17 protein-coding genes and 1 pseudogene are annotated in these 12,371 nt (G+C 55.2%); 5 read left to right on the top strand and 13 right to left on the bottom strand.

Features of this window, described 5'->3' with window-relative positions; translation table 11 throughout:
* Nucleotides 1–119 precede the first annotated feature (119 nt).
* The 6 genes from DSM25558_RS28265 to DSM25558_RS11225 all read right to left on the bottom strand — a co-directional run bounded on the left by DSM25558_RS28265 (nt 120) and on the right by DSM25558_RS11225 (nt 2,637).
* Nucleotides 120–389 carry a hypothetical protein gene (locus DSM25558_RS28265; protein ID WP_143240080.1) on the bottom strand — a complete coding sequence of 90 codons (270 nt, stop codon included), beginning with the start codon at nt 387–389 and terminating at the stop codon, nt 120–122.
* Between the two features lie 266 nt (nt 390–655).
* The gene (locus DSM25558_RS29775; RefSeq protein WP_371479824.1) at nt 656–877 is read right to left on the bottom strand and encodes a DUF6985 domain-containing protein; all 222 of its coding nucleotides are present in this window, start codon (nt 875–877) and stop codon (nt 656–658) included.
* Entirely contained in the window at nt 814–1,260 is a 447-nt protein-coding gene (locus DSM25558_RS11240; RefSeq protein ID WP_077104750.1) for a hypothetical protein, read from the bottom strand. Before DSM25558_RS11240 ends, DSM25558_RS29775 begins: the two co-directional genes overlap by 64 nt.
* Before the next feature lie 262 nt (nt 1,261–1,522).
* Nucleotides 1,523–1,981 (bottom strand): VOC family protein, encoded by a 459-nt coding sequence (locus DSM25558_RS11235; protein ID WP_244554168.1) that lies wholly within the window; start codon nt 1,979–1,981, stop codon nt 1,523–1,525.
* A gap of 77 nt (nt 1,982–2,058) precedes the next feature.
* Complete coding sequence (locus tag DSM25558_RS11230; RefSeq protein ID WP_077104747.1) at nt 2,059–2,208, bottom strand: DUF2256 domain-containing protein; 150 nt, start codon at nt 2,206–2,208, stop codon at nt 2,059–2,061.
* 54 nt (nt 2,209–2,262) lie between these two features.
* A complete protein-coding gene (locus DSM25558_RS11225; RefSeq protein WP_077104745.1) occupies nt 2,263–2,637 on the bottom strand; it encodes a VOC family protein in 375 nt (124 codons plus the stop codon).
* Nucleotides 2,638–2,832: 195 nt separating this feature from the next.
* Here DSM25558_RS11225 and DSM25558_RS11220 point away from each other — a divergent pair, with 195 nt between their 5' ends.
* Together DSM25558_RS11220 and DSM25558_RS11215 are read left to right on the top strand one after the other, a co-directional pair.
* Nucleotides 2,833–4,281: a PAS domain-containing protein gene (locus tag DSM25558_RS11220; protein WP_077104743.1), complete on the top strand. Its 1,449-nt coding sequence runs from the start codon at nt 2,833–2,835 to the stop codon at nt 4,279–4,281.
* Nucleotides 4,282–4,453: 172 nt separating this feature from the next.
* The gene (locus tag DSM25558_RS11215) at nt 4,454–4,876 is read left to right on the top strand and encodes a response regulator (protein ID WP_077104830.1); all 423 of its coding nucleotides are present in this window, start codon (nt 4,454–4,456) and stop codon (nt 4,874–4,876) included.
* Nucleotides 4,877–4,901: 25 nt separating this feature from the next.
* Here the strand turns inward: DSM25558_RS11215 and DSM25558_RS11210 are convergent, their stop codons facing one another.
* From DSM25558_RS11210 to DSM25558_RS11190, 5 genes are all read right to left on the bottom strand, one after another.
* Entirely contained in the window at nt 4,902–5,819 is a 918-nt protein-coding gene (locus tag DSM25558_RS11210) for an oxidoreductase (RefSeq protein WP_077104741.1), read from the bottom strand.
* Nucleotides 5,820–5,867: 48 nt separating this feature from the next.
* Entirely contained in the window at nt 5,868–6,437 is a 570-nt protein-coding gene (locus DSM25558_RS11205; RefSeq protein WP_077104739.1) for a TetR/AcrR family transcriptional regulator, read from the bottom strand.
* Nucleotides 6,438–6,623: 186 nt separating this feature from the next.
* Entirely contained in the window at nt 6,624–6,881 is a 258-nt protein-coding gene (locus tag DSM25558_RS29305; protein WP_077104737.1) for a VOC family protein, read from the bottom strand.
* A 99-nt stretch (nt 6,882–6,980) separates the two neighbouring features.
* A complete protein-coding gene (locus DSM25558_RS11195; protein ID WP_077104735.1) occupies nt 6,981–7,727 on the bottom strand; it encodes an SDR family NAD(P)-dependent oxidoreductase in 747 nt (248 codons plus the stop codon).
* A 39-nt stretch (nt 7,728–7,766) separates the two neighbouring features.
* Nucleotides 7,767–8,159 (bottom strand): DoxX family protein, encoded by a 393-nt coding sequence (locus tag DSM25558_RS11190; protein ID WP_077104733.1) that lies wholly within the window; start codon nt 8,157–8,159, stop codon nt 7,767–7,769.
* Between the two features lie 139 nt (nt 8,160–8,298).
* Between DSM25558_RS11190 and DSM25558_RS11185 the strand changes: the two genes are divergently transcribed.
* A complete protein-coding gene (locus DSM25558_RS11185; protein WP_077104731.1) occupies nt 8,299–8,676 on the top strand; it encodes a winged helix-turn-helix transcriptional regulator in 378 nt (125 codons plus the stop codon).
* Between the two features lie 80 nt (nt 8,677–8,756).
* Here the strand turns inward: DSM25558_RS11185 and DSM25558_RS11180 are convergent.
* Nucleotides 8,757–9,437, bottom strand: a pseudogene (locus tag DSM25558_RS11180) (DNA polymerase Y family protein); the annotation flags it as partial.
* A gap of 90 nt (nt 9,438–9,527) precedes the next feature.
* Between DSM25558_RS11180 and DSM25558_RS28815 the strand changes: the two are divergent.
* Nucleotides 9,528–9,680: a hypothetical protein gene (locus tag DSM25558_RS28815; RefSeq protein ID WP_153367041.1), complete on the top strand. Its 153-nt coding sequence runs from the start codon at nt 9,528–9,530 to the stop codon at nt 9,678–9,680.
* Nucleotides 9,681–9,908: 228 nt separating this feature from the next.
* Nucleotides 9,909–11,159: a TadE/TadG family type IV pilus assembly protein gene (locus tag DSM25558_RS11175; protein ID WP_244554167.1), complete on the top strand. Its 1,251-nt coding sequence runs from the start codon at nt 9,909–9,911 to the stop codon at nt 11,157–11,159.
* A 415-nt stretch (nt 11,160–11,574) separates the two neighbouring features.
* Here DSM25558_RS11175 and DSM25558_RS28255 read toward each other — a convergent pair whose 3' ends face one another.
* Nucleotides 11,575–11,901, bottom strand: coding sequence for a hypothetical protein (locus tag DSM25558_RS28255; RefSeq protein ID WP_143240078.1), 327 nt, complete (start codon nt 11,899–11,901; stop codon nt 11,575–11,577).
* Nucleotides 11,902–12,371: the final 470 nt, after the last annotated feature.

The raw sequence follows: 12,371 nt of genomic DNA, 5'->3' as shown, positions 1-12,371 counted from the left end.
TTGATGAAGGTGCAGTCGATGGCGCAAACGTAGCCTTTTTGCTGAGTGTCGTTGCCCGGAATGGTTCGTCAGGCGGCGGAATCGCAGGGCGCATTCTTCTGGATTCATATGGCCTTACGTCACTTCCCTTGGGAACTGACCGTTCTGCGGGTGATCGCCCTTCTGATCACATGGTCCGGGAAGGCAGCGGATTTAACGCCGATGCGCGTATCCAAGCTAAAAGTGAGGGGACACTTAATCCTCACGAAGGCATCGGCCTCACCGCTTCCGGCGATGGGGCCGAAACACCTCCGTGATTGATATTTAGCTATGTCTCCTGTTGGCGGATACTGTTGAAAAACTCTAGCAAGCGGCTTTTCCTTCGAACCCGCTGAAATCATATTGCGCATGCCACGCTCCCCAGCACGTCAGACGCAAAGTAGTTTCATCTCTTCCGAACCGTCAGAAAACTATACCTGACGATCCGGTCAAGGCGCCGCCTTACTGATGCCCAAGGGAGTTTTTCAACAGTATCGGCGCATTGCGGACGCGCTGTCTCCGTAATCCAAAATTTCGCAACAACGCCTTGAACTGGTTTTTTCAGCCCATCCGCTCTGAAGCGGCCCAGGACAGGGTCAACCGCAATGCAAACAAGTTGGGTGCTGTACGTTCAAAGCTAACTCCGCCCTTCGGCATGGCGAAGGGCAATCCAAGGCAGGTTTGGTACGTCTCCAGCGCCCCACTCCACGACATCCGTGCCGTGGAACATTATGCCATAGCCGTTCTCCGTATCCCAACTGCAGGCAAGCTCGACACCAAAATAAGGAGGCTTTCCTACCACGTCTGGTAGCGCGATGTGGAGAAGGCTGACTCTCGGGCGCAACTGTGCTTCTTCCATGTCTCATTAACGGCCTCGTCGGTCACGCCGTCAATCCCCTTCTGAATGTTGATAAGCTCATCAAGCGAGGATCGAATAGTAGCGATGATCGCCTGTTCCACTTCTGCGTCGTTATCGATCAGCCACCGCGCTGCTGCGATCATGTTCGAACTGGGCACGTCACCCGTACCGTCGCCGTTCTCCAAGATGACCGGCACTTCTCCCGGCTCAGCGAACTCGGCATTGCCACGTCCGGGATGGGGCAGAGCGACAAGCGAGTGTTGAAACGTTGAAGTTAAAGGCATTGGTAGCGCTGTGACCCAAGCCCCCTTGCCGCCGTAGAGCGTAGGTAAACCATCGATTTTGTAGGGCTTATCTTTAGGCGAAAGTTTGTCGAGGCGCATGAGACCCATCCTTTAACTGAACTGGCTTTGCGTGCGAACATTGCACGCCAGACAGAGCGTGCCAAGCCGCTCACCGCCGAGCAGCCAACACGGATCGAAGACATCATCAAGGTGCATGCGGCCAACGACCGCATTTGGCGCAATGCGGAAGACGACGGTTCGCGCAATCCGGCCATGAACTTCGCAGTTTCGAGACGACCTTTGGCACCTGGTCAATTTACGAAGACCTACAGAGGGTTCAGCTTTTCCGGACCTAAGGGCATTACACGATCCGGTAATGTTGAACAGGGGGCTGCATCAGCTCTATGGTGATCCCATCCGGGCCAGAGATGTACGCAACCATTGTTCCGCATCGGGGGCCGGCTGGTATCGGCTGCGGCGAACCCTTCACGGCCCACCCCGCCCTCTCAACCCGCGCGATCGCCGTACGGATATCCCTAACCGTGAAGGCGATGTGCGCGGTGCCGATCGCACCCGCGCTCCGAGGTGTCTGGCCCAGCGTACGGCCTGTCGAATATTCGAGAAGCTCCACAGGGTAGCCGTTTGGAGCTGTTACCAGCGCCATTCGGCAGCGCGGATCGTCAACCCCCGTGGCCTCCCGTAGAAACTCTCCACCCATCTCTCCTCGGCGAGCAAGGTCGAAGCCCATCGCCTCAGTCCAGAACTGGATCGCATCCTCCAACGAGGCGACCGAGAATCCCGTGTGGTCCACAGCTATCACGCCGGCATCTTCGGCCATTTCTAATCCTTACATATCGAGCAGTTACGTCTGCCCGATCTCACGACGGCTCAATACACTTACGATCTTACTTTCGTCTCTCGACATCGTTGGGAGCAAAACTTCACGTTTTCCCAAGTCTTCTCCCACTTCTTTCGCCATGAGAATGGCCTGCTACAGACCGGACAGATCTTAGTAGGCAGGTCCGACTTCTCACGACGCTTCGGCATCCGTTACTCCAGACAGTTTCCACCGATGACGAGACCTTGCCGTGCATGGCCAACTCAAGCCGACGGTAACGTGCGCGCGGTCAGCTTGTTTCCATCCGGATCACGGAGATAGGCGACAAATGAGCCGTTCGGACGCTCTGACGGCGGTGTCTCGATCGACGTTCCTCCGTGGCTTGTCCCGGCGTCGTGCCATGCTTTCACATGCTCCGGGCTTGGAGCGACAAGACCGATCGTTCCACCGTTGGCGACCGTCGCTGGTTTTCCATCAATCGGTGTTGTTATCATTAGGCGGCTTCCGCCATGTATGTAGACAATCCTCCCTCTGGCATCGATTTCACCGGGGACGCCGCCAAGAGCAGCGAAGGTGGCGTCGTAGAAAGCTTTCGATCTATCCAGATCATTGCTGCCAATCATTACGTGAGTAAACATCGTCCAGTCCTGTGCTTATTGAGGGACGCAAGGCCCGAACTTAACAGCAAAGGAACGGCGAGTCTCGTAGTAGCAGGCCCGAAATCCTTGAAGTCCCAACACGAAATGATGACAGTTGTCGGCTACCCTACCTTCTGGACTTGCTTTCGGGGTCGATTTAAAAGGTGAAAAAAACCTGTGCTCGAAGGCGTCTGTATGGATATCAAGCAAGACCAAGTTACCGCAGACGAACTCAAACGATCCCTAGCCGCCGCTGGTCCGTTCGTTGCCATGGTCAATGCGACGCGGACGCCGATGGTCGTCACCAATCCAAGGCTTACGGACAACCCCATCGTATACGCCAACGCCGCATTCATCGCGATGAGCGGATACGCCGAAAACGAGATTGTTGGCCAGAATTGTCGCTTTCTGCAGGGTGAGGCGACAGACCCGGCATCCGTTGACCGCCTGAGGACTGCCATCGCCGCAAACGAAGAAATCGAAGTCGATCTTCTCAACTATCGCAAAGACGGAAGCAGCTTCTGGAACAGGTTGCTTGTCTCTCCTGTCTTCGAAGACGGGTGCGTCACTTACTTCGTTGCCTCTCAACAGGATGTGACACTCGAGCTTGAGGAACTGGCAGCGATCGAGCGGCGCAAAGCCGACCTCGAGCGAGAAGTCGCGGAGCGCACGGCCGAACTTGACGCGAGCGAACAAAGTCTACGCCTGGCACTTGAGGCGGGAAAACTCGGCATCTGGACCATTGACCTCCATACAGGAGAACTGACCGCCTCGGCAGAATGCAAATCCATATGTGGTCGAACACCCAACGAATCCCTTACACTGGACGACCTGCGGGAAACGATCCATCCCGAGGATCGCCTTCTACAGATCGAGGCGATCGATCAAGCTGTGAAAGACAGATGCCTCCTTGAAGCCGAGTATCGACTGGTCACGCCTGCCGGGGAGCTCAAATGGGTTCAGATCAGGGGCCAGGCGAGTTACGCACCAGACGGCACGCCGTTATCCATCACAGGCATCACACAGGATATCACCTTGAGACGGCAGGCGCAGGGTCACCGCGCCCTTTTGGCTCGAGAGCTCAGCCACCGTCTGAAGAACACGCTCGCGTCGCTGCAGGCGATCGTTTCGCAGACGATCAGGCGAGCCGCCTCCCTGGACGACGCCGGAGCGACCTTGGCGGCGAGAATACATGCGATGGCCACTGCAAACGATCTTCTCGTCAATGAGGATTTCGGCAAAGCATCACTGCGGACGCTCGTCAGGCGCACGCTCGCACCGTTTGGCGTTGAGGACAAGGCGCGGTTTTCTATCATTGGAGCAGAGGTCGAGTTGCCATCCAATCTCACGGCAGCCTATGCGCTCGTGATGCACGAACTGGCGACAAATGCCACCAAGTACGGCGCCCTGTCGAACGAGAGTGGTGTCGTCGAAATTGAATGGTCGATCGACACGAACGCCACAGGCCGTGAGCTAGCGCTGAGTTGGCGAGAACGTGGTGGGCCGCCCGTCGTTGCACCAGCTCGGACAAGCTTCGGGACGCAGCTGATTCAGCGCCTCCTAGCGAGCGAGGCAGGCGGTGTGGCGACCGTATCATATGATCCTTCCGGCTTGTCGTTCGTAGCGAAAGTGCCACTGGACTGAGCAAAACAAGTGAGACCTGTTAAAATCACCGGATAATCTGCTTCGGTATAAGAGACGGAATTCAACTGTCTCGTGCTCCACAGACTCGGTGTTTTATCAATCGGCTGTCGAGAATGGATCGAACTTGATGACGTCGCGTTGTGTCTGCGAAGAGGTCGAAAGGATCCACCGCATGTCCGACGAAAACACACCCTACGCTCTCGTGGTCGATGATGATGGCCTCATCAGAATGGACGGGGTGGATATCTTAGAAGACGCTGGCTTCAGGGTGCTGGAAGCGGCGAACGCTGAGGAGGCATTATTGGTCCTCCATAAACACGGCGAGGACATCCAGCTTCTGTTTACGGACGTGCAGATGCCGCCCGGCGAGCTGAACGGCTTCCACCTAGCCCGGCAATGCTATGCATCCTGGCCGCACATAGGGATAATCGTCGCCTCAGGTATGATCGAACCAAGCGAGGGCGACATGCCAAAAGAGGCCAGATTTGTGAAAAAGCCATTCAGCGCGGATGTCGTATACGATCATCTTCAGGATTTGCTACCAGACGGAAAGAAGCCCGAGCCTTTGAAGCAGCGGGCTATCCCCTCAAGCTGAATTGATCCCATTGACCTAGGAAAGGTTAGGCGGCCGGCAAGCCGGGTTCGACACCCGTCATTGACACCGATACGTCCCAGAGCCGCGTTGCGAGCGCAGCGCTTTCTGCGTCTGCAGCCCTCTTCGCCTCGCCTACGGCTCCCCGCATTTCACCAAAGCCTGTTGGACCGTAATAGCCGCCGGGCTTGACCTTGCCAGTTGCGGCCAAGAGCGCTGGCCACGCACCCTTGTCGGCACTGTTGAGCAGCAAACCGACGATCGGGCCTGCATACTGCACAATCCCCATATGGCGACCAAGGCTCGTATTGGCGACGCCAGGATGAACGCCGATGGCGGTGACAGGTGATCCTGCCGCGCGCAGGCGGCGATCCAGTTCGAAGAAGAACAGTGCATTCGCCAGCTTACTCGCGGCGTAGCGATCGTACTTGCCGTAGCTCCTGTCGGCATTGAGGTCATCCCAATCGATCTTGCCCTTGAGGTGCGCGATGCTCGATGTCACCACAACTCTTGACCCAGTCGTTTCCGCAAGCTTTGGCAAGAGCAGAGATGTGAGTGCGAACACACCGAGATGATTGACGCCGAACTGAGACTCAAAGCCTTGCTTCGTACGGGTCAGCGGAGGATTCATGATCCCTGCATTGTTGATCAGCGCATCGATCCGCTGCTCTTTCGCAGCAATTTCGGCTGCACCGCGGACACTGTCGAGATCACCGAGATCAAGGGGCAGCCAGACAAGGTCGGCGGTCGGCGTAATCCGCTTGATCCGGTCGATGGCATCCTGCGCCCTGCCCTGCTCACGGCAGCCGAGAAGGACGCGCGCTCCCCTGCTTGCGAGCACACGAGCGATTTCGAAGCCGACACCCGCATTGGCACCCGTGACGATGAAGCTCTTGTCTGCCTGGTTGGCTACGTCGGCTTCGGTAAAACCTTTACTGTGAGACATTTGCGATCCTTTATTGAGTAATTACATACTCATTTATGAGTTAAAGGTTTAGGCGGCTGAACCCTTCCAGAACAGGTCGAACCCCGCCTGGCGGATGGCGTCGCTGTCTTTCGGCTTGGCTGTGACAGCATTGATGGTGCTGTCGGCCAGATCGATGAGAATGGTATCGATATAGAAGTTGATCCTGTCTGGCGCAGCATGATCAGAGAGGCATCCCTCTACCATCGTCCGCGCATCCCGTAGCATGGCATGGCAGCGGTTGCGGCTGTCTGCGGTGATGCGATCCGAAACCTTCAACTGGCGAAGAGCCTTGCGGGAAGCCTCGTGAGCAAGACCCCAGTCGATCAGTCGGTTCCAGACGATACAGAGCCGGTCCCTGGCAGAGACATCTATCGGATAGGGTGCCAGCATCGTCTTGATGAAGCTGGCCTCGATATCCAGAAAAAGTTCGTTGAGAAGATCGTCCTTGGTCGGGAAATAGGTGAAAAGCGTTCCTTCAGAGACGCCAGCAGCCTTCGCGATCTTGGATGTCGGCGCGCCCGTGCCCATGTTGGCAACGAACTCGGCGGCGGCATCGAGCAGTGCCTGTCGTTTTTCTTCACTGAGGGGACGCGCCATTTTTACATCTAACTTTATTGAGTGAGTAGTTACTCAATCATATAGTTGCAACCGAAATTCCGGTCAATGCGGATGCGGGGAATATGTCGGGCTATTGCTTGGGAAGTGAATTCCTGGACAAGATCGAACCTGTTGCCAACCGTATCCGTCATGGTGGTGTAGCGAACCTGAGGAAGCTCGAACTTTTCAACGATCTTTGCCCCGAGGGCAACCAGTCGATCCGTCTCCATCGAGATCTCTGGTCGAAAAATCGGCATGGACGCGGTTGCGCTGCGTGGGCAGCTCCGCGATCTTCTGGAACAAGACAAGCGGTGTTGAATCCGTGCGTAACAGCACGACATTGTCGCCGTAGTCGCCGCCGATCGGAATGTTCAGAACCTGTGACCACCAGGTGGCCAGTGTTTTTGGATTTTCGCAGTCGAATGTGATGGCGTGGAGTTTCATGAGTGTGTCCTTCCGGATTGTTGATTGATTTCCGTCGCCACGGCGTGATGCTCGGCACGCCGTGGCGTATCGTATTTCTGCTGTGTGAGAACCAAGGCCCTATCGTGCGCTGTCGATGATCATGCCGCCATCGGGAGCGAGGCTGTAACCGGTGATGAACTTCGCATCACTGCTGGCAAGAAAAAGGACGGCAGGCGCGATGTCGTCTTCAGGTGAACCGAAACGGGAAAGTGCATTGGGCGGTGGCGGTGCCTTGGCCTCTGCCGCGCCCCAGGTATCGGCCACCGGCAGCACATTGTTGACAGTGATGTTGTCCGGGCCCCATTCCTTCGCGGCGGTTCGCGTCAGTGCCCTCACCGCTTCCTTGGCCATGCCGTAGGGACCATAGGGCAGAATCGTGACGACGCCCGCAGCCGAGCCGAAATTGATGACACGACCGTGGCCGCTGGCCTTCAGATGCGGGTAGCACGCCTGCATCGTTCGCAGATAGGCGATGGGACCCATGTCGAAATTGCGCTGCAACTGTTCGACGGACAGATCGATGATGGAAGACATGACTGCGGACGGGTCAAAAGCGTTGTTGACCAGGATGTCGATACGGCCCCACGTGTCTACGACCTTATCGACTGCAGCAATAATCTGGTTCGCGTCGCCGAGATCACACGGCACGCCGATCGCTGTCCCGCCTGCGGCTTCGATGTCGGCAACGACTGCCTCGATATTGGCTGGCGTGATCGAGACAACCGCGACCTTCGCGCCCTCTGCTGCGAACAGCTTGGCGGTGGCCCGGCCTATGCCGCGGCCAGCACCTGTGACAAAAGCAACTTTTCCATCAAGACGACCCATGATTTTCTCCATTTCTCAGTTTGATTGTTGATGTGTTTGTCAAAAACCCAGAGCCTGCAGATAGGCAGACGGGACGCCGCGGGCGGCGTTCTGGGTGAGGAAAGAGGCCAAGAGCAAGACAAACCCGATGGCGGCAGGCATTGCACCTGCAGGTTTGCGAGCGCCCAGATGCGCCATCCCAGACAAGAGGAGGTGGTAAAAGATGCCGGCATAGGCCAGATCGCTCAGTGCCACATTGAATCGCGTCAGAATCGTGAGTGGGCCGAGGATTTTGACCACGATCATGAACGGCACAAGATTACCCGCGGAATATCCAAGATCGACGAGTGCCTTCGTGACGAAATCCCGCTTCGTCAGATACATGAAGGCCGAGCCAAGATAGAGCAACGACAACAGTGCCGTGCTGATCCAATAGGTATATGTTGCAGTCATGCAGAAACCGTGCCGCTGCCAGGCAGCGCCTTTCTTGAAACGACGAATAAAGAGCTTTTTTCGCGCTCTTCTGATGCATTACTGCAAGTTGTCGTCTATGATCGTTTTGTGCAAGTAGGATGAATTAAGACACCCTAGTATGGAAATACATACCATGACCGACGAAACGCCAACGATGCAAGACGAGATGCGCCGTGCCTTCAGCATGCTTTCTGGGAAATGGAAGCTTGAAATCATGTGGCTGCTCAACGAGCGGGTCTACCGCTTCGGAGAGCTTCGGAAAGCCATACCTGGCATCACACAGCACATGCTGACCGCCCAGCTGAGAGAACTGGAAGCGGACGGGTTAATATCGCGAACCATATTTGCTGAGGTGCCGCCGCGGGTCGAGTACGAGATGACACAGAAGGCGCGCGGGCTTGGCCCCACGATGGAGGCGTTGGCGGCATGGTGGAGTGAGTATGGCTCGACTGTTCCGGTCAAATCATCAACGAGGGGTCGAAAGCCGACGGCATGATTGATCGTAGCCCACATCCGGCTGCCTCAGTCCCGCCTGGCGCGTCCAGAGGATAAAGGAGAACTGAGGGTTGGCATGGATCAGCGCCCCGCCAAGGTCTCCGGTAAAAAAGTATTTGCTTGCCCGTCGACCGGGTGATCGTCACCGATTGAAGCATAACCTCGGCGACGTAGCTCACCGAAGATGCGCTCCGGGCCGTCGGCTCGCTTCACGCGGTGGCGCTTTCCACGCCACGTAATTGTCGCTGGTGGATAGTCTGGCATCATTGCGATTGCTTGGATCTGCTCCGATCGTTCGAACAGCCGCACGGGTCTGCGCCAATGCCCCACCCAGCTCTCGGCAACGTTTTCGGCAACTGCTGAGACCTGCTGCACGCTGCGCTCGGGCACATCCGGTGCCACGGGTGCCACGCGGTAGACGCGCTGGCCGCCGCGATTACTGAAGATGTCGATCAAAGGTGTCAGGTCGGTTATCTCCTCTTCTACGAGAGACGACGACTTCTGCTCCTCCTGCAGCGGTTCCGCCGACACGGCAACGAGAACGAGTTTCTCGATCCCAAAACCGGGATCGATCTGCTCGGTGCGATCCTTGAATAGTTTCGTAAGCCACGTGACGTCGCGTGCCGGCTTTGCCGTCCCTGCACGGATCGCCTGGAGGGTGCTGTCGACGCGATGCACGATGAGATCAGTCCGGCGAGCGCCGAGCCCGCGTTTCTCCAGTTCGGCGACGAGTTGGACTACGAGCCGACCGACATACTTGTTGCGATGCGCAAGCTACCCGCAACCGTCCGCGCGAGGGTCAGGTTCGCGCAATCCCACTAATCTAGCATATTTTTGAAGCTTGAGGTTGCTGTGACAAAAGATCAACTCGAATATCCCGAAGAACTGAAACTCATGGCTTGGGTCATTGTTGCAAAGCATCTGACGCGCGGCGAGAAGGATATTACAAAAATAGTCGCCGATGCCATTTGGCAAGAACGCCAACGTTGGGTGGAAAGCCGTTAATGAAGTCAAAACTCGGCATATCTCAATAGAAATCAAAATTTATCTGATTCAGATGTAATTTCTGGCCTTTCGACAGCTATTAAACTGCAGAATTGCCATTAAATTCTCCAGATTTTGGTTACAAGGAATTTACCACTAGATAAAATCCTTCTAGAAATTCAGATTCGTTTAATAATAGCCCAGAAATATTATGAGATAGAAGTATTCTCGTAATGAAAGAGGGTTAAAGTGCCAGCAAGTCCTAAGCGTCCCATAGCAAAACAGTTATCAAACTCCTTTTTCCACAACATGCAATGTTCTAGCGGTAATTTCGGCGTACTGTCTGCTCTCGTGTTTCCCATTCTCATTGCGACAGCAGGGGGCGCTGTCGACATCTACGGCGCAGTCACCGAGAAGGCCCATCTCCAGGAAAAGCTGGATTCCGGTGTTTTAGCGGCAGCCGTTGAATCGACCCCTTCTGGTCAGAGATTACAAATAGAGAACTTTTTAGCCGACTTAGCGGCCAATGATGGCGGAGCGGTTGATTTTCAAAAGACACTCTCCGTCATCAGCAATACAGACGGCAGCGTAACGGGAACTTTTAACGCACAGTTTGTGCCTTCCTTCCTGTCCCTCGTCGGAATTGATCTTTTACCGATCTCCGTATCCGCAACAGCCATAGCCCCGAAATCCAAAGCCCCGAGCACCTGCATTTACGTTCTTGGAAATACAAACCAAGCGGTCTTGGTCAATTCTGGAGCGGCCGTCAAAGCACCGAGCTGCGGCGTTGACGTTAGTTCGGTCAGCAATCCTGCATTTATCATGAACAGTGGCTCCACTATCGAAACCGCCCGGTTCTGCGTTAAGGGAAGGCAGTACATCAAGAACGGCGGCACGCTCTCCAATCTCCAGGTTGGATGCGATGCAGCTTCTGATCCGTACATTGGGAAGATGATCGAGCCAAAAGTTCCATCAAGTTGCACCACAAGCGGCACCAAAGACGGAGCAACTGTATCTTTGAAGCCAGGCCTGCATTGCGATGTGACCTTCAACGGTAGTCCGACCATCACATTCGAACCGGGGCTACACGTCGTTAAAGGACGTATGATCATAAACAGCAATGCCAAGGTGAAGGCGGAAGGCGTGACATTCTATTTTCCTGACGTAGACAGTGAGATACGCGCGAATGGAGGCTTGTCCTTCACCGCTTCCGCACCTGCGTCTGGCACTTACAAAGGTATCTTGATGTTTGAGAAGACCAGTGGTGCCTCTCCTGGTACGAACACCCGCCAGTATATTTTCAACGGTTCGAAGGGCGAAACGCTCGACGGCGTCATCTACCTTCCGAACCGGGACGTCACGTACAATTCGACGACCAATCAGGCGAACAAAATCTCGCTTGTCGTCAACACCATGATCATCAACTCGGCAAACTGGGCGCTGGAGCCGTACGACGGCGGAGGAACAAGCGCAAAGGGTGTTGTTAGACTTGTCAAATAAAGGCGGCCGAGAGAATGATTTCTGCTGGCCCCTTACGGATAGGAATGCGGGGCGCTGGGGATGTAAGGTTACGTCGAGCGCCACTCCAGGACCTCTGCCCTCAAGGGTATTCAGCCGACTGGATAACAATCGAGAGAATACCCTTGCGGGCATAGGGAGGATCTAGCTCTCCAAATCACCCATCGAAAATTCAGTGTGCCGCACGCACCGGTCGACCTAAATGGCGTAGCCGGGACGTTTCCGTGTCAGCTCACGCCCAATGCGGGCGATACTGTGAGTGCCGCAGGTCAAGCTTGCTTGAGCGCCTACGTCTCACTAGACACGTCCATGCCGTAGGGACCGAAAAACAGAATTGCTCGTCGTGATGACCAATCAACGCGGCCGATGTTTTGCTGAATTATCTTGGCATTGCCATTCAATGGATAGCTCGACCAGAATGAAACTCCTTACGCGTTTCAAGCGCAGCGCAATGTGCTTGTTTTTGATCCATGAAAATCAGGCGATCAAAATGAGGTTCGATATCGAGAGCTATCGTCGCAGAACCACGTCTGGTTTCCACCCTCTCAGCAACAGGTTCTTCGAAGAAGTTACCAGCTTTCGCTTTAATTCTGACGGTCCCTGAGCCTGTGTCTCTGTTGCGAAAGTGTCGCGAGAACTGGAATGGCGCAGATAGAAAGCTTGGATACAGCCCTGCTCTTGCCTTTCGAGCACGATCTGGCGGATCAGGAGGGAGCTCTGTCAAGCATATATCCTAGTCACAACCAAGAACGATGGTGGAAACGACTGCAAAACTGCACTTTTTCATGAGACCACAAGATCCCGGTACCAAGGGGCAGGATGCCCCTCGGCCTGAATTGAGGAAAATACTGACTAATCTGGTTGAGGTTGAGTTATCCGGCAATGGCCAAAATTCCTCAAATCAAAGAAGTCAACTTGACCATATCAGGACGACAATGCTGAATTTTCAGACGCTTCAGTTTTGTCGCTCGTGGGTGCGACCGTAGCACTACTTTTGTTCTTGCCGTTCAGTACAGCGTGATGAGTTTGGCTTCTAAAATAGGAATAGGTTCCGGCGCTCAGCGCCGGGGGGACCGAACTTAAGCTGTGCCTTTTCGACCAGACAGTCTGCATAAACAGAACGCCGTGCATCCCTGAGCAACGGCGCGGCTGTGCGCGAAGGAGCTGAAGCTTACAAGGTCCGCCCCTCGAACC

This window comes from Agrobacterium sp. DSM 25558, assembly GCF_900100825.1.
Classification (GTDB): domain Bacteria; phylum Pseudomonadota; class Alphaproteobacteria; order Rhizobiales; family Rhizobiaceae; genus Agrobacterium.
The sequence above is the reverse complement of the archived record's forward strand: the minus strand, read 5'-3'. Positions and strand labels throughout refer to the sequence as shown.

What these genes read in the sequence shown, in the direction of transcription:
- DSM25558_RS11215 (WP_077104830.1), top strand. Translation starts at nt 4,454, where the DNA reads ATGTCCGACGAAAACACACCCTACGCTCTCGTGGTCGATGATGATGGC.
- DSM25558_RS11210 (WP_077104741.1), bottom strand. Translation starts at nt 5,819, where the DNA reads ATGTCTCACAGTAAAGGTTTTACCGAAGCCGACGTAGCCAACCAGGCA.
- DSM25558_RS28265 (WP_143240080.1), bottom strand. Translation starts at nt 389, where the DNA reads ATGCGCAATATGATTTCAGCGGGTTCGAAGGAAAAGCCGCTTGCTAGA.
- DSM25558_RS11195 (WP_077104735.1), bottom strand. Translation starts at nt 7,727, where the DNA reads ATGGGTCGTCTTGATGGAAAAGTTGCTTTTGTCACAGGTGCTGGCCGC.
- DSM25558_RS11230 (WP_077104747.1), bottom strand. Translation starts at nt 2,208, where the DNA reads ATGCCGAAGCGTCGTGAGAAGTCGGACCTGCCTACTAAGATCTGTCCG.
- DSM25558_RS29775 (WP_371479824.1), bottom strand. Translation starts at nt 877, where the DNA reads ATGGAAGAAGCACAGTTGCGCCCGAGAGTCAGCCTTCTCCACATCGCG.
- DSM25558_RS11220 (WP_077104743.1), top strand. Translation starts at nt 2,833, where the DNA reads ATGGATATCAAGCAAGACCAAGTTACCGCAGACGAACTCAAACGATCC.
- DSM25558_RS29305 (WP_077104737.1), bottom strand. Translation starts at nt 6,881, where the DNA reads ATGAAACTCCACGCCATCACATTCGACTGCGAAAATCCAAAAACACTG.
- DSM25558_RS11190 (WP_077104733.1), bottom strand. Translation starts at nt 8,159, where the DNA reads ATGACTGCAACATATACCTATTGGATCAGCACGGCACTGTTGTCGTTG.
- DSM25558_RS11225 (WP_077104745.1), bottom strand. Translation starts at nt 2,637, where the DNA reads ATGTTTACTCACGTAATGATTGGCAGCAATGATCTGGATAGATCGAAA.
- DSM25558_RS11185 (WP_077104731.1), top strand. Translation starts at nt 8,299, where the DNA reads ATGGAAATACATACCATGACCGACGAAACGCCAACGATGCAAGACGAG.
- DSM25558_RS11205 (WP_077104739.1), bottom strand. Translation starts at nt 6,437, where the DNA reads ATGGCGCGTCCCCTCAGTGAAGAAAAACGACAGGCACTGCTCGATGCC.
- DSM25558_RS11240 (WP_077104750.1), bottom strand. Translation starts at nt 1,260, where the DNA reads ATGCGCCTCGACAAACTTTCGCCTAAAGATAAGCCCTACAAAATCGAT.